Here is a 21,897-nt window from a genome sequence, read left to right as displayed (position 1 = left end):
TTATGTTTTCCAAGGATCGCCGATTGCTGAAGTTGTATAAACCTTCTCTTCTCTATTTAAGGCCTCGCTTTCAGATACTCTGTAGCTTAGATCACTTCGCTGAAGAAACTCATCTTTCAATTCAACGCCTAATCCTGCTTTTTCCAGTGGTTTTACGCTTCCATTCTTCGGGCGACCCAGTAATAATATGTGTATAATACGTCTCATAAATGCGCGTACGGTCTCCATGAGCCATAAATTAGGAATGTTATAACAAATATGAGCATTCACTGCATTTAATATAGGCCCGCCGCAATTGTGAGGAGCAAAAGGAAGGGCGTACCCTTCCGCTAATGTTGCAATTTTTTTGGTTTCCGTAATGCCTCCCATCCAAGCGGCTATCTGCTCCGTAAATATTTAGCAAGGATTGATATTGATATCGCGTAAATAACCGCTCACTCGCCCCTATCGGGGTGTTCACCGCATCTTTTAGTTGCTTTATTGTTTCAACATTTGTCACTGGCATCATATCTTCCAGCCAAAGCAAATTTAATTCTTCCAGTTCCTGCGCAATTCTTATTGCGCTCGGAAGATTCCAGCGTCCATGTCCTTCTAAGGCGAGTTCGATTTCGTTTCCAAAATGGTTTCGGATTTTCCGGAATGGTTCGATGCCCTTTTTAATCATCTCAGGATATATATATTGACCTTGAAAATCTGCGCTTAATTCATCAAACGGCCAAATTTTCATGACACGAATGCCTTTTTCTAATAATTCCTCCGCTAATTTTTCCGGCTCTGTCATAAATTTATTGCGATCATCGTTATCGATATAACCTACGCATGTATTATAAACTTTAATTTCATCTCTGCACGCTCCGCCTAACAAGCGATATACAGGCAAGTTAGATATTTTACCTAAAATATCCCAAAGGGCTATATCTATCGCGCTTAACGCCCTCATTTCTGTGCCAGCATACCCATGGTGATTAAAAATACGGAACAATTTAAACCAAATATGTTCAATATTGCGGGGACCTCCCCTCATTAATAAATCTGCACAGACACTATGAATCATTTCCTCAACAGGTCCTGTTTTGGCGTTTGTCTCCCCCAGACCGATAAAACCTTAATCCGTATGAATTCTTAGAATAAGCTCGCGGGGGTGTTCACGTACACGGAACGTTTCTATTTTTGTGATCTTCATATTTAAAGAAATCTCCCATCCACTCAATGAATAGCCGGTTCACCAGTAGGCTCTCCAAAGCTCGTTTCTAAATAATCAAAATCGCATCCTTTATCGGCCTGTTGAATGTGATTCGTATACATCCATCCATAACCGCGTTGAAATCTGGCAGGCGGCTGTACCCATTTTTCTTTTCTTTTTTCTAACTCTTCATCTGAAACTTCAACATCGATGGATCGATTTTCAACATGAACGGTAATGGTATCCCCGGTTTGTACGAGCCCCAGTGCCCCGCCCACAAAAGATTCCGGAGAAACGTGAAGAATACATGCGCCATAACTAGTGCCGCTCATTCGCGCATCAGAAATCCTCAGCATATCCCGAACACCTTGTTTGACTAATTTCGTAGGAATCGGCAGCATTCCCCACTCAGGCATACCAGGGCCGCCTTTCGGACCAGCGTTTCTGAGTATTAGTATATGATCTTCTGTAATATCAATTGTTTCATTATCAACAAAAGATTTATAGGAAGGGTAATCATCAAATACGATCGCCTGGCCGGAATGGTGCAAAAATTTCGGATTGCAAGCACTCGCCTTTATCACACAGCCATTTGGCGCTAAGTTCCCTTTTAAAACGGCGAGCGCGCCTTCTTTATAGATCGGGTTATCTAAGTGACGGATGACATCATTGTTATAAACTTCTCCGGGACGAGTATTTTCCCCAACTGTTTTCCCTGAGACGGTTTCAGCGTTAAGGTAAAGAAAATCTTTGAGACGATTCATCAATCCTAAGATACCGCCCGCATAATAGAAATCTTCCATTAAATAATTGTCGCCGCTCGGGCGTACATTCGCAATAACCGGTACTTCCCGACTGACATTATCAAAATCGACCAGATTAATATCGCAATCCGCTCTTCTTGCAAGAGCGATTAAATGGATAATGGCATTTGTCGAACATCCCATCGCCATTGCAACTGAGATTCCATTTTTAAAAGAGTTTTTTGTTAGAATTTTCTTCGGTGTAATGTCTTCCCAGACCATTTCAACCACTCGTTTTCCTGATCTGGCGCACATTCTATTATGACTTGTGTCCACAGCCGGAATGGATGATGCACCGGGTAAAGACAGTCCAATTGCCTCAGTGATCGCTGTCATCGTGCTGGCAGTCCCCATTGTCATACAAGTTCCCGCACTCCGTGCGATCCCGCCACATATCCCCTCCAATTCTTCTGATGAGATATTATCAGCCCGATATTCATCCCAATACTTAAAAGCATCGGAGCCTGAACCGAGGGTTTCTCCTCTGTAGTTTCCTCTGAGCATTGGTCCTGCAGGAATAAAAATCGTGGGGATCTGCATACTGATGGCTCCAAGAAGCAACCCCGGAGTCGTCTTATCACACCCCCCCATTAATATAACGCCATCAATCGGATTTGACCGTAATAATTCCTCTACTTCCATCGCTAACATATTGCGGTATAGTAAAGCCGAAGGTTTTACGAAATTTTCAAAGAGTGACAAACAGGGCAGCTCTACCGGCAGACCGCCAGCCATAGTAACCCCCCTTTTCACATCTTCAATCCGATTTTTAAAATGATGATGACAAGGATTCAAATCTGACCATGTGCTTAAAATTGCAATGATCGGTGCACCTTCCCAGTCTTCCTTTCCGTAACCCATTTGCATCATTCGGGACCGGTGATTAAAGCTTCGAAAGTCATTCGCTGCTAACCATCGTGCGCTCCGAAGTGTTTCAGGTGTTTTTTTATTATTTTCAGTCATGATAACTCCTCCAAATATTTGGTGGTATTTTCCCAATAGTTGCTCAACAATTTTAATAAGTAGATGATTTAGTTGGTACAGGATATTTTTCAAATACTTTTTTCAGTATCGTTTCCAATTGATCATAGTGATCTTTTTCAACTTGAATAAGCGGAGGACGTACATATCCGCCAACAGGTAATCCAACAATCTCCATTCCGGCTTTAAGCAAAGAGACCGCATAGCCGTTTCTTTTTTTTCTAACGTTGTTTAGTGGAAGGATTACATCTTTGTATAATTCATTGATCGTGTCCTGATTGTTATCCTTTAGTGCATTATAAAACATTCTCGAAATATGCGGAATATAGTTAGAAATGGCAGATGAATAAGAATCAAACCCTATTGAGTGGTAAGCTGGATGTGTGACTTCTTAAAACGGCATACCATTCATCCAACTTATGTCATCACCAATGGTTTTTACTAACTCTATATTTAATTCCATATTGCCAAATCCGTCTTTCAAACCAACAACTCGTGGGTGTTCAGCTAATTTTTTGACAGTTTCAACAGTAAAAAACAGCATTATTCCTTTGATATAAAATTGCATTCAGTTCTGTGCTTTCAATAATTGATTGGTAATAGCTGAGCAGTCCATCCTGTTCACCATAAATCCATCCAACCCATGCTTTTCAGATAGTTTTGCAAGTTCAACAACGGACTTGACATTCCACCAATTCCTGAATAAACCGGGACTCTGCCATTGACTTCAGACGCAGCAATTTCTAACATGGCTTCATATTCCTGAGGGCTTAATGATTGATACTCAGCTGACCCTGCCCCTACAAAGATTCATCAAAATTTCACATTTTTTTAAACGTGTTCTCGTCCAAGACATTTCGTGAATTAAAGGGCGCTACAGGAAAACCCAAAATCCCTGATGGTATATTTTCTTTTTTTACTTCCCATAAGTTGACTCACTCCTTAATAAGGTTATATTCGTTTGATCCTTTGTTCACAATCGTTTGGATAGAGGTCAACAAGTAGTTTATATTTTCATCTTTATATCTCCTTAGTAAATCCGCACTTCCTCCCAAAATTCCTACGACCTTTCCGGCTAACAATGCTTTCATTTTTACCTTTTGTATCACCTCTATAACTTTACGGTTTTGTAAATCATGACCAAATCCCATTGAGACGGCTAAATCGGTTGGTCCAATAAAAATGACGTCAACACCCGTTACGTATAAAATTTCGTCGATATTTTCAGCCGCTTGCAAACTCTCAATCTGAATAATAACTGCCGTACTTTTATTTTCTTTTTCCATATATAAACTTTTTTCACTGAAAGTCCCGTACCTAGCGGCCCTTTGACCAAATGACACCCCCCTCTTACCTATAGGCGGATATTTGGCCATACTGACAACTTCTTCAGCTTGATCTTTTGTTTCGATCATCGGCACTTGGATGCCTGAAGCCCCACTATCTAGAGCTTTTAAAATATATTCTCTTCTCCGTTCAGGGATCCGAACGACGCAAGGGGTTTCCGCTATTTCACACGCCCTAATCATATTTTCAAGATCTGTCCAAGTAAAAGCTCCATGTTCCATATCCGGAACGATCATATCAAAACCTGAAAGAGCCGCCATTTCTGCCAACCCAGGTGATGGAATATTTATAAAACAGCCGATATTATTTTGGTTTAACTTTAGTGGCTTCATAATCTCATCCCTTATGTAATGAATTGTAAGCGATTCACCCATAAAACTGATATGTTCTATGGGCGATTTTTCATTGTTTATCTTTATTGATCCGCTTCTACACCCTCCAATAATTGTTCATAATAATCGTAAGCTTCACTCATTACATCATAGGTTTCATCCGGATCATGGAAATCAGGAGAAACATAAAAATCTTCAGATGCCTGTTGATATTCTTCATTTTCTTCCACTACAGTTTCTACGGCCTCTGAGAATGTAGTAACAATTTCATCAGGCGTCTCTGGCGGAAAGCCGAAGAAGAAAAATTTCTCAAAGGAGGCATCTACGCCCTGTTCTGTAAAGGTTGGTACATCAGGCATTAAATCCACGCTATCCTCAGCTAGGATACCTAAGGTTTTAAAATCCCCAGATTCAATATACTCTACCGCTGAACCATATTGGAATGGGGCAACATCAATTTGTCCACCCAGTAGAGCGGCTATTTTATCTGAAGCACCACCTACATCTACAATATTGAAATCAGCACCCGTTTCATCTTCAATTGCAAGAAGCTGTACATGAGTAAAACTCCCCACCTCTGTGGCAACTGATGCTTCCCGAGGGTATTCTTGGCCGTGCTGAATAAAGTCTTCAGCATCATCAAATTGTGAGTCCCCGCTAACGAAGAAGCCATTCCCTTCATCCATAACAGGAATTCCTGCAAGTTCGAAATCTCTAAAACCATAATCGGCAAGACCTAAGATTTCATTAACTAACATTCCATTGTGGAAAAACAACACCTGATGGCCGTCAGGTTCCGCATTCAATATTTCACTGCTTCCCGTTGTTCCGCCTCCACCCTCAACATTTCTCACAATGATATCCTCACCCAATTCTTCCTGCAGATGTTCAGATATATTTCTTGAATTCATATCTGTATCCCCACCGGGGCCTGCCGGAACAACGACTTCAATTGTTTCCATCGGGTAATCTACATCGCTTTCCCCGTTTGTTTTTTCATCCGCTTCATCGGCACTGTCATCCGCACTTTCTTCCGTTTCGCCTTCATTTGCTGCATCATTTCCTTCTACCGGCTCTTCCTCTGCTGAACACCCCATCAAAATCGCCGTAAAAAAGCCAAAAAACAAAACAGGTTTGAATATCTTCATACTAATTCCCTCCTCATAAAATTATATTCCATTTAACATGTCACAAAACTACTTCTATCCATATTAAATCCCCCTTTAAATTTATATTATATTTAATAGGTTCTTCCTAATAAATAATTCTACTGGTTGAGCCTTAAATTCACTCCCTTTGATTGACTGCGCAAAACCGATTATTCAACTCCTTTTATCGGTGTTTAACCCTCCTTAATTTGAAGTATCACATTATAATGACGCTGTAGTGGAATCATCTGTTTTAATTTTTTTCTTAAAATTTTGCCATATTTTAATACCGACAGATACAAATGTAAGTAGAAGGAAAAAAGCCGCGATGGGCTGTGTGAAGAATGGTGAGAAATCTCCTTGCGACTGCATAAGACCCCTGCTTAAATTCGTTTCGGCAATCGGTCCCAATATAAAACCAATGATAATCGGAACAATTGGGAATTTGAATTTAATCAGTGCATAACCCAGAAGACCTATGAATACCAATGCAGCTGCATCAAATATCCTATTGTTCACACCAAACCCTCCTACCACACACAAAACTATTATAATAGGCAGTAAAATGTGCTGGGGAATACTCAGTAACTTCACAAACATTCTCATCCCAAAGAACAAAAAGAGACACATAATAACATTTGCTATAATTAATGATGCAAAAATGATATAAACAACATCCCCGCTTTGTTCAAAGAGAAGTGGACCGGGATTTAGACCATGTAACATTAACCCCCCAAGTAGAAGGGCAGTCACCGTATCACCCGGAATTCCAAGAGCAATTAACGGGATGAGCGCACCACCAATAGCTGCATTGTTCGAGCCTTCTGAAGCGACAACACCATCATTGATCCCTGTTCCAAATTTTTCTGGATATTTGGAGCGATTCTTTGCTGTACCATAGGCAATAATATTCGCTGTTCCCCCACCGACACCTGGTAAAATCCCAATACCAACGCCAATAACAAAGGATCTTAAACCGTTCCACCCCTGCTGGATAAACTCGGCAAGTGAAAATCCCAAACCTTTTATTTTATATTGGATTTTCTTTGTATTGGAAACCCCGCTACCTCTCTGCTCCGCGTTTTTTAACACTTCCGAGATAGCAAACAAACCAATTAATACCGGTAGAATTGCAAAACCCGCATCCAATTGGTCGAAACCAAACGTAAACCTAGGGTAAGAGTCGATAGGGGCAGAACCAACAAAACCTAAGAAAAGCCCAACAAATCCACTTAATATGCCACGGATGATCGAGTCCCCTGATAAGCTGGCAATCATGGTTAATGCAAATATCGTTACCGCAAAAAATTCAAAAGGACCAAAACCGAGAGCAATATCTGCCAAAGCTGGCGAAAGGAACATTAATATGAGGATGCTGAATAATCCCCCTAAAAATGAAAACACAATTGCGAAGCCAAATGCTTTGCCTGCGTCCCCGTTTTGAGCCATGGGATAGCCATCAAATGTAGTCGACACGCTTGATGGTGTCCCCGGAATATTCAGCAAGATTGCGGGAATAAGTCCACCTGAAACACCCCCAATATATAATCCCATCAGTAAAGCCATCCCATTACCTGGATCCATTCCAAAAGTCAAAGGCAAACAAATGGCAATTGCCATTGTTGCGGTTAACCCTGGTATTGAACCAAAAACAAGCCCCAGAGCGGTGCCACCGATAATTAGAAATAACGTTTCGAGAGTGAATACAGTAGCAAAAGCTTCTTGCACCATTTCAAACATATGTTTCTAACCCCTCCTTTAGCCGAGAATGCCTGAAGGTAAAAATAAATTGAAGAACTCCCTGAAAACAAAATATACCGATCCGGAAGTAATAATCGCAATACTTACGAATAAGAAGAGATTCCTCTTAATGGGTTCCGCCAAAACATACATCTGTAACACAAGATAGACCACTGTCGTGATTAAAAAGCCGATCTGAGTAATTAAGGTCACATAGAGAACGATTAATAGTATAGTGGCTCCGACAGTGAACACTTTGGTTTTATGGAAAGGTTTTGATGTCTGAACGTCAGCGGCCTCGTCTTTGTTCATAGCTTTTGCTGTCTTTATGCCTTTAATAAGCAGGAGAAAGGCGAAAATAAATATACCTCCTGCTGCCAGCTGTGGTACAAATTCGGAACCAATCGTGAGTACAACCAGGTCTGATTGCTGAAAGTTTAAGGTAGCAATATACATGAAAATAGCAAAAATTAAGAAAAATACACTCGCGTAGAGATCCCCGTATTTTTCAATCATCTACTCCCTCCTTGTCCACGTTTACCATTATCGTCCTTCAAACTCCGTCAACGCAGCCAGCATGGCTTTAATGTACCCAATGGAATAGGCAAATCCAATGCTCGATGCCGTCCATCCTATATTAGAATTCGACCAATTGCTGTTCAAATCAGGATTATCCCCTTCCATTAAAGGAACATGATCTGGATTCAGACAGCCATTAAAACCTACTTTGCGAAGTTCCAGAAGAATTTTGAACATGTTCATATCTCCATCGTCCAATAGCGCTTCTTCGAATGCTCCCGCAGTGGGGAAGGTGCCTTTGACATTTCTGAAATGGACAAGAAAGATACGGTTCTTTCTTCCATAGTGATTTATTTCATCTAAAACCAAAGGTGTGCCGCCCGCCTCGGCTCTTGTCCCCACACAATAGATATAGCCAACGTTTTTATTCGGAAACTGATCAATGATCCGATGGTAACCTACACTATCAAAAGGGGTGCCTGGGATTGGGCTATCGGATGGATGCATCGCGAGTTTCATGTCGTGATCCAAAGATTTAAGCACAAGTTTTTGATAAGCTTTACTAAATGACTCCCACCAAGCATTATGCTCCTCTACAGTTCGTGTGATTTCCGGATTTTTATTAAAATGCAGACTTTCACCTCTTGAGTAAGCGCCACCCCGCTGCAAAGCGGAATAATCTTTCGTCACTCCAGCATATGTATCTCCCGCAAATCGCTGCCTTACTATTTTAATACCCGCTTCTCCAAAAACCCGAATAGCTTGTAGAGAGTTTTCAACCTCGATCTCATTGTTTTCATTATCCTCCATAAATGTTTTTGTAATATTAGGTAAAGTCACTCGATTAATATCCAGTCCCCACGATTGAATTCTTTTCCTTAGTTTTAACAATGCATCTATATCGGGATGCCCTTGCTCCTTTACACCTTTAAAGGAAGCGCCATTGCCAAAATCCACATAGTCGACACCTAGTTGACTTAATTGTTTTAAATCAATGTCAGTCAAATCTGTAGTATTTACAGTGATAGAAACATTCATTGTTAATCCCCCTTATCGTTCTTGCTTACTAGCTCTTGGGTATTTGTCATAGGCATATTCAATAATACTCGCAAGTTGTTCATAATCCTCTCTTTCAACAGGTATAACAGGTGGACGCACTTTATTTTTAACATCCATGCCAACAATCTCCATTCCAGCTTTTAGTAATGACACGGCATACCCTTTTCGTTTATTTCTAATTTTATTAATTGGAAGAATTATTTCTCGATGTAGTTCATTTACAGTTTTTTTATCTCCCTCAATCAATGCTGTATAAAATAACCTTGAGATATGCGGAATATAATTCGAAATAGCTGACGAATAACCATTAAAACCTAATGGAAGATACGCGGGCATGGTTACTTCTGCCATAGGCATGCCATTTAACCACGTTAACCGATCACCAATATTCTGGGTAAAGAGAATATTTTGTTCATTATTGCCAACTCCATCTTTTAGACCGACCAACTGAGGAAAACCCAACAATTTTTGAAGCGCTTTCAATTCTAGGATTGCGTTATCTCGCTGGTAAACAATTGCATTCAGATCCGTGCTGCTTATAATTGTACTTAAGTAATCGATAAGTCCTTTTTGTTCACCCGCAATTAAATAAGGTGGTAGAATTAGGTAGCCATCAACTCCTTTCTCTTCGGATATCCGCGCTTGCTCTAGCGCAGCAGTGATGTTACCACCAACACCCGCGTAAACAGGCACCCTCCCTTTCGTGGTTTCTATCGCCACATCAATCATTTGACGATATTCATCCATACTCAATGCATGAAATTCTCCTGAACCGCAAGCAATAAAAATCGCTTCAAGTCCTTCATCTACTAAGAAGTTTATATTTTCATTAAGCGCTTTCTCATCAATACACCCTTGTTCCGTGAATGGCGCAACCGGAAATCCAAGAATCCCTTTTGGAATTTGTCTTCTCCTGTTCATACAACATTTCTCCTCTCTTAATTCCATTCAAATATTTAATTATATTTTATTGTAAGACAATTATGAATAGTAGTCAATATTCTTTTATTTGTCATACATAAAAAGTTTTTTACCTAATTTGACAAAAAATTAGTTTTGTTCTCTTTGATTAAGTATTTTATCGCGTACAAAGTCTAAATGTTTATACATTTGTCTAAACGATGCCTCAGGGTTTCTTTGTTCCAGTGCATCGTAAATTGCTTCATGATGGGCAACGGTCTTTTCTTTTTCTCGGTGTGGGATTTGAGCATTTACTTTCGCATGTGTGAGTATAAGTGAGTCAATCATTCCTTGTAAAATTGGGTTTTCAACACTTGAGGCAATAATCTGATGAAAGTTTATATCAGCTTCTCCATAGTTATTATCTTCACTGCAACGAATGGATTCTATTGTTTCCTTGAGTCTCAATAAATCAGTCTCCGATATTTTCTCTGCAGCCAGTGTAACAATACCTAGTTCTACCGTCATACGCGCTTCAATAATCGCCTCAATATTATCGTTAACGATAGAGAGCATTGTTGAAAAAGGTTTAAAACCAATCTTTTCAGCAAAATAAGTACCGTCCCTTGCCTTTCGTCTTATCACTCCTAATGACTCTAATGAACTCATCGCCTCTCTCAATACTGGGCGGCTTACGCCAAGCATTTCTATGAGATCCATTTCCGGAGGAAGCTTATCTCCGGGCTTTAATTTATTACTTAACAAAAGGTCTACAATTCTCTCCTCTACTTGCTTTGACAATGTCTTTCGACTCAAAGGATTATCGATTAAGTTTGCTTTTTCGTTCATCTTTAGTTTATCTTCCTTTCCGACAGTGTTTGTATAACATTTGTAGTAAATTGAAGAATTGATCTTATGTTTATAATGTATGACAATTATAAAATTTCGTCAAGTTATTTAGCTGTCTCTACCTTTGTCCGCTAAACACAAAAACACTGCAGATAAATAACCTGCAGTCTAAGCACTATTTTTTCTATACTACTGTAAATGTCACCCAGCTTCCGATTGTAACGATGACTTGCTTTTCTTAAAAAGCTTTTTAATTAACGGATATACTAAAAACAAAACAGCAACTATAATCAATCCCGCACTAACCGGACGTTCGAAAAAGACAAACCAATTGCCACCAGACAATTGCAGAGAGCGTCTAAATTCATCCTCAGCAATGGGGCCTAATACAACACCTAAAACAATTGGAGCCACAGGGAAATTTATCCTTGTAAACAAATATCCTAATGCCCCAAAAATAAGCATAACCCATACATCAAAGACAGAATTTCGAACCGCAAAAGTTCCAATGATACAAAACATAAGAATAATTGGTCCTAAGATATAATAAGGGATATTCATGATCTTTGTGAATAATTTTATAAATGGTTTTGAACAAACAATAATTAGTGTATTCACGATAAGCAACCCGATAAAAATAGCATAGACCAAGTTACTTTGGGTCTCTAATAAATTCGGTCCGGGTTGCAGGCCATGCAAAATAAATGCCCCAATAAGGACGGCCGTTGTAGCACTTCCAGGTATACCTAAAGCCAGCAAAGGAACTAAAGCACCCATAGCAGCAGAGTTATTAGCCGATTCTGGTGCTGCAATCCCCTCTGGAGCGCCTTTCCCAAATTTTTTAGGGTTTTTTGACCAACGTACAGCTTCACTATAACTAAGCATGGAAGCGGTAGTGGCACCAACACCCGGAAGAATTCCGATAAATGTGCCCATTAAGGATGATCTTGTAATGGTCCTATAAATCTTCTTAAAGATTTCTTTTTCAAATATTTTTATTTTAGTATTTGATGCTTCCTGTTTTTCTTTTGTGTTCTCTCGTCCTTTTTTTAATACTTCAGCAACAGCAAACAAACCGATTAAAACGGGGATTAATTCCACTCCCGCCGATAAACCATTCATATCAAACGTGTATCTTTGAGTTCCGGATAAAGGATCAATGCCGATAGTGGCAATAAACAACCCAAAAGCCACACCGATAATCCCTTTTGAGAGTTGACCTGCACTCAAGGATGCGACCACTGTCAAGCCTAATAATGCCAGTCCGAAAAATTCGGGGGAAGAAAATGTTAAAGCAACACTTGCGAGAACTGGCGTCAGAAAGATCAGCACTAAGGTCCCGAATATCCCACCTATGCCAGAACTAACAATGGCTATCCCTAGTGCTCGGCTACTATGTCCACTTTTAGCCATCGGGTAACCGTCAAAAACTGTTGCTACTGCCTCTGGTGTACCCGGGGTTCTAAATAATATTGCACTGATCATTCCTGAAAAAACAGTAGCTGCATATATCGCCGTCAGCAACAGAAAGGCGCTCGTGGTATCAAAACCATAGGTGATCGGCAGCAATATAACGACGAGCATTGTTCCACTGATACCGGGGAGGGCGCCACCTAAAAAACCAATAAATACGGCTGAGAACAATATTAATAGGTTGAGGGGTTGAAAAACAGTTTCAATCCCCATGAGTAAACTTTCAATCATGATGGATGCCTCCATTATAAATGTGTTCCCGAACTTTTAGTATAAAAGAAAGCTTAGTTCCCTTAGGATTCCGGCCCCTCTAGGTAACGGAATGTTAAGCAAATTGCCGAATACGAAGATAAATAGAGCAGTCGTTATCAATGATACACCAATGTTCTTTAACCAACTTTTTGAGCCCATTCTCCAGATCACAAAAAGAATAAAGAATATTGTTGTTAAAACAAAACCTAATATTGGAACAAGTATCAAGTAAGCAATTAAGCTGCTTAGCAGGTGCCAATGATTATTCGCACGAACTACTTCTCCTTCTAACATATTTTCTTCTTCATCCGATTCTGTTTCTTTCGGCTTATCATTGGAACGAATTTCCTGAACTAAAAGAACAATGGCTCCTACAAGCATGATTGAAAGCACAATAATCGGCCATCCGCCAGGCCCAAGGCCTGCCCCCCCAGACTCGATAATAGGCAGTTGTAAACCAAACGCAATAAATGTCAGTGCAAAGATAATCCAAATAATGGGTGTAAGCTTACTAGCAGCCATTTTTACCCCCCTCCCGATTGTTATCCCATATATATGGCATTAATCAATGACTTCAGAAATTCTTTCAATATCTTCTTCTAATTTTTGTTCATATTCTTCAGAACCTAGCCAACCTTCCCGGTATGTTAAATATTGATCTTCAGCATGCTGCTGGTATTCTTCGCTTTCATAAACGTTTTGTAAAGCGCTCTCAATTTCGGAGACGATTTCATCCGGTGTATCAGCAGGCGCTACAAATCCTCTTTCAACACCATCTATGAGATCAATATCTTTTTCTACTGTGGTAGGTATATCTTCGAAATCATCCAATCGTTCATCATTAAATGCTATGAGAGGTATTAAATCCCCTGATGAAATATACTCAACAGCAGGGCCAGGCTCCTCCATCATTGCATCAATATGGCCGCCTAACGCAGCTGCATGCATATCTCCGGCTCCTTCAAAAGAAACATAATTGATATCAAGGCCAGTTTCTTCAATTAGTAAATTTGCAGTGATTTCATCCATATCACCTGCTCCGACACCACCAACCTCAACACCCTCGTTTTCAGCCGCTTCTACAAACTCATCAAAATCTTCGTATACTTCCGGATTTGCTAAAACAGTAAAAACATCTGACTGCATTCTTGCTACAGGTCGAAGATCATCTAAACCTTCAATATTCCCCTGAGCAGTAGCTGGCGCAAATGCAGAACTAGCAACCAGTGTATAACCGTCACCTGGCCGGCTTCCTGCCTCATTTTTGGCTGTCGCTCCACCTGCGCCTTCCATATTGACGATATTAATATTGACGCCTAATTCCTCTTCTAATAAATCTCCAACTGTTCTTGCGAAAACATCTGTTCCTCCACCTGGCCCATGGCCGACAAGTATTTCGATGTCTCTTGAAGGATAGTCTTCTACACTCTCTGAACTTACTGCATCACAACCAGTTAGAAAAACTGACAACCCGATAGAAGCCAATAACAGCACTTTCCCTTTCATAAAAATACCTCCTCGTATATTATTTTTGAGTAACTTCCTTGCTGATTAGATCTTGTGCTTTTCTCATTGCATGAATCATGGCCCCTTCGTCTGCTTTATTTTTTCCAGCTATATCAAAAGCCGTTCCGTGAGCTGGTGTCGTCAAAATAACTGGTAACCCACCACTAATCGTCACTCCACGGTTAAAACCTAATAACTTCATGCCAATTTGGGCTTGATCATGATACATAGCGATCATACAATCGAAATCAAGCTTCTTCCTCTCGTTTAAAATGGTGTCTGAAGGATAGGGTCCCGCTACATTAATCCCTTTATTCTGAACTTTCTCGATTGCCGGCTTGATAATGTCATACTCCTCGTCACCAAGAAGACCGTTATCGCCTGCATGGGGATTTAAAGCTGATACAGCGAGTTTTGGATTTTCAATATTCGCTTGTGTTAAGATGCCATGAGCAAACTCAATTGTTTTTCTCACCCTTTCCTCAGAAATGTTTTCTCTCACTTCTCGCAACGGGATATGAGAAGTTACCCTAGTCACCCATAGGTCGTCCATCACGTTAACTTCGCCAAACCCTTCCTTGCAATTTAATAAGTCTGCGAAAAAGTGTAGATCATCATGAAAATTAAAACCTCCCTTATGAAGAGCATCCTTATTTAATGGACCGTACACGACAGCATCTGCGTAGTTATCTAATGCAATATTCATTGCGTATTTCAACGCCTCTCCCGATTGCTTACCTGAAGCAGCCGAAAGTTCTCCGATATTGTAATCGCTTGCATTCATGTTATTTAAATCAATAAACCAAAGATTTCCTGCCTGTGGGTCAAATTCCTCGATGTTTGAAATCCTATTATAGGTCAAAGTCTTACCGGCAATTTTCATTCCTTTGTTAAAAATTTCTTCGTCTCCAACAATAATCCAATTAGCACTATCACGAAGGTCCATATCATTCAATGCCTTAACGACAAGTTCAGGTCCAATCCCTGATGAATCTCCTAATGTTAATGTAATGGTTTGTTTATCCATCCGTTACACCTCTCAATTATAAATTTTTAGTTTATAAGTTTCTTTTGGGCTATCTAAATCCTTGCCCCTTTTTTTCTGAGTAATAAGCTTGAATACAGGAGTTGACCCATGCCTTCATGGCGCAAGATAATAACCTAGCCGGCTTATGTTAACACTTAGGCGCTTACACCTCAAGTTCCGCGTGGTCCAACAAACAGGCCTAATTCCCTTCCACTTCCCTTGGAAAATTGGCACATTTCTAGAATTTCTCATCTGTCAGTAACATAATTCAACTACCCTGGAAACTCTGTGCGCAATTAAAATATTATGTTCAATTTCTTCCAACGTTGGCTTCAATGCATTGGGTCCTTCTACGCTCGAAAGTTCTTCCCGAATATTGAGCTCAACTAGAAAACGTTTTTCTGATGACGGTAAGTCATAAGTATCAGCATCGGGGGTTCTTTTAATTCTTCCATGTATCAACATTCTCTCTTAAAACAACTTTTTAAGCGCTTACATTTTTTAAGTTATTTTAATCGATCTAACCAGCTTGTCTGGAAAGCCTATGAGTTCTGAATTAGGGAGTTGAGCTTTACCTATAAGACGCATAGGCCGGGAACCTCATTCTCGTGTTTTTTAATCAACTGTACCCGTGTATCAGACTCCAATGTCCCTAAGAATAGCATCACCTCCTTGTAATATCCCAGGTCGTATATGTTCTTGAATCCTATACAAAGATAAAACTACTTCCCGATAAAATCAAAGTATTTTTGATCCCTTCTCCAGGTTTTAAATAGTAAACTTAGTTTTTATATCGAAATTATTTAAATAGAAGTGTACCAAGGGAATAGTTAAGGGTCAATTTTTAATGAATTTTTTTGATATTGTAGAACTTTACTTTTGATTCGTTATAAAATAGGGAGCGTACTGTGCTGCAAGCTTAATACACTCCTTCATGCTGACTGCACTGGCTTTCCCAGTACCGGCAATATCAAAAGCTGTACCATGATCAACTGAAGTTCTAAGAAATGGTAAGCCATTGGTAACTGAAATGGTTTTTTCAAAATCGGTCATTTTCGCTGCTATATGCCCTTGATCATGATATAAAGAAAGGACGGCATCATATTTACCATTTAAAGCCTGATAAAAGACAGAATCTGCAGGCACAGGACCTTCCACTACAATTCCCGCCTTTTTCGCCCGTTGAATTCCCGGATTGATTTCATCAATCTCTTCTGTACCGAAAAGACCATTTTCTCCGCTATGCGGGTTTAAACCGGCAACCGCTATTTTTCTATTTTCAATGCCTAAATGTTGCAAAGCTCGATCACAGCGAACAAGGTAATCGTAGACACGATCACTGGTCATTTGATTAATCGCCTCTCGTATAGAAACATGACGGGTTAAAAAGAAAATACGCAAATCATGGACTTCAAACATGGTCAAAGGGTCGTCGATTCCTGCCATTGCGCCAAGCATTTCCGTATGACCAATGTAAGGCACTCTCGCAGCCTTTAATGCCTCTTTATTAATAGGGGGGGTAGCCAGCGCCGCTGTTCTTTCTTCTTTTGTTAAATCAACAGCTTTATCGATATAATCAAAAGCTGCCTGACCGCATTGAGCTTGTACTTCACCTTTCTGGAGCTGTTCAATATCAATGTTATCCATATGGATTAAATATAATGTATCCGATTGGTCTTGTATCTCTTCCGGGTGTGCAATGGTCATTATAGAAAGATCAGCACTCGTTTGAGCAATCGCTTGTTCCATCACATTCTTATTTCCAATAACTAATGGATAACAAAGCTTTTGTATTTCGTCCTCTGCAACTGATTTCGCTACAATTTCCGGACCAATTCCGGAAGCATCCCCCATAGGGATGGCAATGACTGGTTTACTCAAAGTTAAAACCTCCTAGAATTAATTTATGATTCGCGTTTCAAGTGCACGTATACAATAGTCAAGGGTATTTTGATTGCCAGCTGATCCCCCCTTTGTCATGATTTTTATACCATTAAGATCGCCGCCATTTACTTTACCATAGGCTACTAATGGGTTGATCTCTTCCAGTAGTTCAATTCCATTTGCATTAGTAAAAGAGCAAAGTGATGCTGTCACATCACCACCACTTGTCAAACATCCTTTCACCCCCGGATTTTGTTGAATGACTTCTTTTGTAATCATTGCAAGTCCTTCAGTTATTCGTTGGGCGATACTGTTGACTGAAGTGTCCAATTCTTCCTCTAATTGTCTAAAGTTCAGCCTTTTCTGATTGGGTTTAATGGTCGTTATTAACACGATGTTCTCTTGTTCCAAATGATCGGAAGCTTTTTTTATGGTTTTACTAATCTCTTCCATGCTTTTTGTTGGATCAATGAACTTTTCTGGATCCACAATTATAGGAGAAACATTGCGTCGTTCAATGAAATATTGCGTTTGCTGTTCTGCCAGTTCGTTGGCACTTCCAATAGAAATGATGATTTTATCATCCCGGTTCAAGTTTTTCATTTTCCTGTTCATATAGGCCGTCGTTAACGGGCCGGGATCAAAAGGGTTCATCCGGTATTTTGATGCAACCATAACTGTAGCAATTTTTTCTATATGGTCGTTTGTGATTGCATCAACAACAAGAATCCTAAATCCATCAGCGATGCATTGATGGAAACAATTTTTTAAGTCACTGACATTCTGCTCAACTTCTTTGAGAGCAATATGTGCTACGGGAAGAGTTGTTTTTGCTCTAACTAGATCTGGAACATAGGATTTGGTCATCGGTGTTAAAGGATCTTTTGATAAATTTGTCTGTTGAAGCAATATGCCGTCAACTAATAGATAACCGCCAATCATAGTTCTGTTCGAATCTGGAAAAGAAGGAACAATGACCGCAATCGTTTCATTATTAAAAGCACGGATCCACTCCTCCGCTTCCGCTCCAACATTCCCTCGCATGGTACTGTCAATTCGCTTTGCGAAATCCCGAACGCCGATATGTCTATATTCATCGATAACACTTCGCAATCGTTCCTTAGCAGCCGTTTCGGCAAGGTAGCGACTATTCGTATCAATGATGGTTGCTTCGGTATCGTTCGTGTAATGCTGATGGTTGGACCAATGAAACTTTGTCATGGTTCGAACCCCTAATTCCGCAAGACGCACACCACAGGCGTTAGCCCCTGTTAAATCGTCTGCAATTACTGCAATGTCCATCGAATCAAGATACCTCCGTTGAGATATATTTTATAGGCATGTATTTGTTAAACATATCCCGATCATGTTCCGGCAATTTGGCATCGGTATATCCTTGACTAATTTCCTCAAGACCACAAACACGGGCGAAAGATTTTTTGCTGAACTTTGTGGAGTCGGCAACAAGAATGGTTCTTTCCGCCGCTCTCATCATTACACGTTTAATGTTTGCCTTTTCTAATGTAGGCGCAGTTATACCTCCTTCAGGATCAATCGCATGAGCACCAAGAAAAAATAAATCTACATGCACCGATGAGAGCAATTTTTCTGCGCTAGGACCTGTACAAGATCCAATTCCTTTTTGAAGTTCCCCGCCTGTGAGAATAATCTTTAAGGGTCCCTCCAGACATTCTACTGCCAACTTAATATCATTTGTGAGAACAGTTATATCTTCACGATGTTTGAGTAAACGAATGATCTCTAATGTAGTAGTTCCAGAATCTAACAATATTCGCGAATTCTCAGGAAGGATTTGAAGCACTTCTTTTGCAATCGCCTTCTTTTCCTGCAAATGATGTGAAGCCTTATTGAAATAGGGAGTCTCAGCAACCAAACTTTCCGCAGCTACTGCTCCACCATGGACACGAATTAAATACCCCTGTTTTTCAAGCTCGGTAAGATCCCGGCGGATAGTCATTGTGGACACATTTAGCTCAGATGATAATTGTTCGATCTCAACTCTTTGCTTATTTATGGTTTCATCTATAATCCTTTGTTGTCTTATTTTCGCTTGCATTGTTCGCCTCACAAAACGTTTATTATTAACATCGTTAAAGACATTATTGTTTAAATGTATCATTTTGTCAATACTATATGTTTAAAAGTTACATTACTTCTCGTGAGAAATTGTTAGATGAGGTAAATGGGGAAAATCAGAGAGCCTTACTTAAAAAGCTAAAAAAATCAAAAGAAATATCCTCGAAACTGTTAGAAGCGATCCGATACTCGCGAATTAACAGACGAGGATATATTTATCAGTCAGGTATTAAAAGATGGGTCGTTATAGTAATGAGAGATTTAAAAGTTTACCTGTGTTTCTAGCTCCGACATATGAGAAGCTTAAACGACCATAAATGTCCGCGACTGACCCTTCAGACTGAAGTCTGCTGAAGATCCTAAGCTGAAGCATACTCAATTAAACTGGAACTCAATCGTCGATTCGGAATATGTCGTTCCTTTTGTCGCTCGATGGATGCTCTATATAGTTTCTGATGATTTCTTCCGTGACATACCTACTGTAGCGCAAAAATCACCTCTTGCCCACAAGGGCTGACACCAATATTTTTTCTTCAGCTCAAGACCTTCATCTTGGATGAATCTTGATGATCTCCCTTTCAGGTACCGCATGATTTTACTCGGAGCAATACTTGGTGGACACGATAATAATAGGTGTAGATGGTCTTTGCCTACACTCCCTTGCAATATCGTGATTCCCCTTGCTTCACATCCTTGTCGGAGAAGTTCACCTACTCGCCGGGCAAAGTCACCACGTAACACAGGATATCTATACTTCGTGACCCATATAACATGATATTTGATATCATAGACCGCATGACTACATCCTTGTAACCGTCCACTCTCACCTCAGTCATTCAAAAGCAAGGCTAAAAGCTTATACCGTCTAAAGAAGGTGGAGGTAGAACTCGCTTCTATAACTTAAAAGTGTAAGTTTTACATTCTGGACATTTGTCCGCAAATAGGCTGGGATGATGTCTCTTCAAAATCTCAATATACTGCTCAATAACCTTCATTCCACGCCCTGTGAGGTGGATGATATCGTCTTGATCGATGTTTCTCCGGACAAGGAACTTAACCTTGTCGTAATCCTTGATGTACCGTTCCACAGCCTTCAGGCTGTGATGCGTGCGTTTCGCGATATCAGGGGGCGGCACGTTGTTCATAGAGCTCACTAATGATTTTCTTGTGCGTCAATCCAGGGTCCTATATATATGGTTGCCCTTGAGCGGAAGGATGATCTGATGCTCCTCCTCTTGATATTCTTGAATGCGTTTGGAGAGGGTGAGCACCGATCGATTGACCATGACGGAAAGATCTTCGAGCGTGAGCAGCCCGCCTTGTTCAAAAGCGTTATTAATTAACCGGAAAATTTTTGTTTGATCCCGTTTCGTGCGTGCTTGTATCGCTACTTTTGAGGTCGTTTTCCGTCACCAGTGGGAAGTCTCGATGCGTTGGGCTTTTCAATTTTTTTATCGGGTTTCGGTTTTTCATTCTTACTGGAGGAGGCGGTGATCCATGTCAGATTGCCAAAGCTTGTTTCATGGCGCGTCAGGTAAAATTCATCCCGCAATTCGCAAATCACTTACCGGCTGACTTGGCCGGGATCTGTGTCTCGGTCAGGATCCCGACGATGAAGTTTATACTTCCCCTTTCACTGTTTCCATAAACGCTTCGGCGGTCTTGGGGGGAAATTCAAATTGATGCGTTAACGTTTTCAAACAATTGGCTGTCTCTTGATTTTGTTTCAAGACGCTTGTAAACGGCTTATTCCATCTTATTTGCCCTCCCATGTTCTCAACTCCCGCTGCTTACTTACTAGTTTAGTAAGTTTGTCCGGAAGTGTCGAACGTCATTTTGGGCGGACAAATGCCCTCATTTAAATTTACAATTCGGGCGAAAACATCTGAAATTTTTTTATAATTATTGTTCACTAACAAAAATACTGGTACGATTAAAATAATAAACTTGTTTTATTATAAGAAACTAACAAGAGGGGGTGAAATATGAAACAGAAATATTGGGTACCCGCCATAGAGAGAGCAAGTCTTATTCTTGACCTTGTCTCAGAGCACCCCCAAGAGTTGAGATTGATCGATTTATCCAAACAATTAGAAGTAAATAAAAGCTCAATGTACTCATTGCTGAACACGCTAGAACATCTCAATCTTTTAAGTAAGGATAAGGAAGATACTTATATGCTCGGCCCTGGCATTGCCAAGTGGAGTTCCAGCTATTTTCGGCAATTTGACATAGTAGAGGCTTTTTACCGCGAAGCACCTGATTCATTCAACAAGGTTCAAGAAGCAATGCAACTCGGTATATTGGAAGGTGGTGATGTGCTTTACCTTGGTAAAATGCAATCGGAATCTCGTGTACAGCTAATTACAAATCCTGGAATGAAATTTCCGGCGTACGCTTCTTCCTTGGGCAAAGCACAACTTCTGAACTATTCTAAAGAAGAGCTCTTAATGTTGTACCCACGGTATAACCTAGAGCCAAAAACGCCGTATACACTTTCAACCGTGGACATGCTTTACGAAAATTTGCAAACCGCTCAAGACCAAAGATATATCACAGAAGCAGAGGAATCAGCGCTCGATTTCTATTGCGTTGGTGCTCCGGTAATGAACCATAATAGGAAAATCATCGCTGGGATAAGCTTTACAATGTTAAAGTCCAGCTGGGCTACGAAGAGAGAAGAGGCCACTACAGAAATTGTGCAGTTAGCTCGCAGGCTCTCGCAGCAAGCGGGTTATGCAGATAAAATTTAAATATGTAAGCGTTTTTATTACTTTTTAAAGAAATGGGGAAATGA

General features: G+C 40.2%; 19 protein-coding genes and 3 pseudogenes. 1 reads left to right on the top strand and 21 read right to left on the bottom strand.

The features are described 5' to 3' along the window. From HNR44_RS17995 to HNR44_RS02975, 21 genes and pseudogenes are all read right to left on the bottom strand, one after another. Positions 1-342 carry an enolase C-terminal domain-like protein gene (locus tag HNR44_RS17995; protein WP_425489445.1) on the bottom strand — a complete coding sequence of 114 codons (342 nt, stop codon included), beginning with the start codon at positions 340-342 and terminating at the stop codon, positions 1-3. Continuing rightward, the gene (locus tag HNR44_RS17595) at positions 248-1,093 is read right to left on the bottom strand and encodes an enolase C-terminal domain-like protein (RefSeq protein ID WP_281381368.1); all 846 of its coding nucleotides are present in this window, start codon (positions 1,091-1,093) and stop codon (positions 248-250) included. Before HNR44_RS17595 ends, HNR44_RS17995 begins: the two co-directional genes overlap by 95 nt. Before the next feature lie 113 nt (positions 1,094-1,206). Beyond that, complete coding sequence (araD, locus tag HNR44_RS03070; RefSeq protein ID WP_184402635.1) at positions 1,207-2,949, bottom strand: L-arabinonate dehydratase; 1,743 nt, start codon at positions 2,947-2,949, stop codon at positions 1,207-1,209. A 52-nt stretch (positions 2,950-3,001) separates the two neighbouring features. Continuing rightward, positions 3,002-3,872 (bottom strand): annotated as a pseudogene (locus HNR44_RS03065) (5-dehydro-4-deoxyglucarate dehydratase). Positions 3,873-3,902: 30 nt separating this feature from the next. Next, a complete protein-coding gene (locus HNR44_RS03060; RefSeq protein ID WP_184402634.1) occupies positions 3,903-4,646 on the bottom strand; it encodes an HpcH/HpaI aldolase family protein in 744 nt (247 codons plus the stop codon). 83 nt (positions 4,647-4,729) lie between these two features. Continuing rightward, positions 4,730-5,794, bottom strand: a complete 1,065-nt coding sequence (locus tag HNR44_RS03055) for a tripartite tricarboxylate transporter substrate binding protein (RefSeq protein WP_184402633.1) — start codon at positions 5,792-5,794, stop codon at positions 4,730-4,732. A gap of 222 nt (positions 5,795-6,016) precedes the next feature. Then, entirely contained in the window at positions 6,017-7,534 is a 1,518-nt protein-coding gene (locus HNR44_RS03050) for a tripartite tricarboxylate transporter permease (RefSeq protein ID WP_184402632.1), read from the bottom strand. An 18-nt stretch (positions 7,535-7,552) separates the two neighbouring features. Further along, on the bottom strand, positions 7,553-8,050 hold the full coding sequence (locus HNR44_RS03045) for a tripartite tricarboxylate transporter TctB family protein (protein ID WP_184402631.1): 498 nt from the start codon (positions 8,048-8,050) through the stop codon (positions 7,553-7,555). A gap of 27 nt (positions 8,051-8,077) precedes the next feature. Continuing rightward, positions 8,078-9,091, bottom strand: a complete 1,014-nt coding sequence (locus HNR44_RS03040; RefSeq protein WP_184402630.1) for a mannonate dehydratase — start codon at positions 9,089-9,091, stop codon at positions 8,078-8,080. Between the two features lie 12 nt (positions 9,092-9,103). Next, positions 9,104-10,033, bottom strand: coding sequence for a 5-dehydro-4-deoxyglucarate dehydratase (gene kdgD / locus HNR44_RS03035; protein WP_184402629.1), 930 nt, complete (start codon positions 10,031-10,033; stop codon positions 9,104-9,106). A 129-nt stretch (positions 10,034-10,162) separates the two neighbouring features. Then, positions 10,163-10,861 carry a FadR/GntR family transcriptional regulator gene (locus tag HNR44_RS03030; RefSeq protein WP_184402628.1) on the bottom strand — a complete coding sequence of 233 codons (699 nt, stop codon included), beginning with the start codon at positions 10,859-10,861 and terminating at the stop codon, positions 10,163-10,165. Between the two features lie 201 nt (positions 10,862-11,062). Beyond that, complete coding sequence (locus HNR44_RS03025) at positions 11,063-12,565, bottom strand: tripartite tricarboxylate transporter permease (RefSeq protein ID WP_184402627.1); 1,503 nt, start codon at positions 12,563-12,565, stop codon at positions 11,063-11,065. A 36-nt stretch (positions 12,566-12,601) separates the two neighbouring features. Continuing rightward, positions 12,602-13,108, bottom strand: coding sequence for a tripartite tricarboxylate transporter TctB family protein (locus HNR44_RS03020; RefSeq protein ID WP_184402626.1), 507 nt, complete (start codon positions 13,106-13,108; stop codon positions 12,602-12,604). Between the two features lie 39 nt (positions 13,109-13,147). Next, entirely contained in the window at positions 13,148-14,092 is a 945-nt protein-coding gene (locus HNR44_RS03015; protein WP_184402625.1) for a tripartite tricarboxylate transporter substrate binding protein, read from the bottom strand. A gap of 19 nt (positions 14,093-14,111) precedes the next feature. After that, a complete protein-coding gene (locus HNR44_RS03010; RefSeq protein WP_184402624.1) occupies positions 14,112-15,119 on the bottom strand; it encodes a 4-hydroxythreonine-4-phosphate dehydrogenase PdxA in 1,008 nt (335 codons plus the stop codon). 873 nt (positions 15,120-15,992) lie between these two features. Further along, positions 15,993-17,000 (bottom strand): 4-hydroxythreonine-4-phosphate dehydrogenase PdxA, encoded by a 1,008-nt coding sequence (gene pdxA, locus HNR44_RS03005; RefSeq protein ID WP_281381341.1) that lies wholly within the window; start codon positions 16,998-17,000, stop codon positions 15,993-15,995. Positions 17,001-17,018: 18 nt separating this feature from the next. Continuing rightward, positions 17,019-18,305, bottom strand: coding sequence for a four-carbon acid sugar kinase family protein (locus HNR44_RS03000; RefSeq protein WP_184402623.1), 1,287 nt, complete (start codon positions 18,303-18,305; stop codon positions 17,019-17,021). Positions 18,306-18,309: 4 nt separating this feature from the next. Then, positions 18,310-19,080 carry a DeoR/GlpR family DNA-binding transcription regulator gene (locus tag HNR44_RS02995; RefSeq protein WP_184402622.1) on the bottom strand — a complete coding sequence of 257 codons (771 nt, stop codon included), beginning with the start codon at positions 19,078-19,080 and terminating at the stop codon, positions 18,310-18,312. 411 nt (positions 19,081-19,491) lie between these two features. Then, positions 19,492-19,883, bottom strand: a pseudogene (gene tnpA / locus HNR44_RS02990) (IS200/IS605 family transposase). A 110-nt stretch (positions 19,884-19,993) separates the two neighbouring features. Further along, positions 19,994-20,452 (bottom strand): annotated as a pseudogene (locus HNR44_RS17990) (DUF1670 domain-containing protein). A 267-nt stretch (positions 20,453-20,719) separates the two neighbouring features. Then, entirely contained in the window at positions 20,720-20,872 is a 153-nt protein-coding gene (locus tag HNR44_RS02975; RefSeq protein WP_184402620.1) for a hypothetical protein, read from the bottom strand. 213 nt (positions 20,873-21,085) lie between these two features. On the opposite strand from HNR44_RS02975, the gene HNR44_RS02970 reads away from it, so the two are divergent. Continuing rightward, positions 21,086-21,853, top strand: a complete 768-nt coding sequence (locus HNR44_RS02970; protein ID WP_184402619.1) for an IclR family transcriptional regulator — start codon at positions 21,086-21,088, stop codon at positions 21,851-21,853. Positions 21,854-21,897 lie beyond the last annotated feature (44 nt).

The sequence above is a fragment of the Geomicrobium halophilum genome, assembly GCF_014207655.1.
In the GTDB taxonomy this organism is placed as follows: Bacteria; Bacillota; Bacilli; order Bacillales; family Marinococcaceae; genus Geomicrobium; species Geomicrobium halophilum.
Note: the sequence above shows the minus strand (reverse complement) of the source record. Positions and strands in the feature narration are given on the sequence as shown.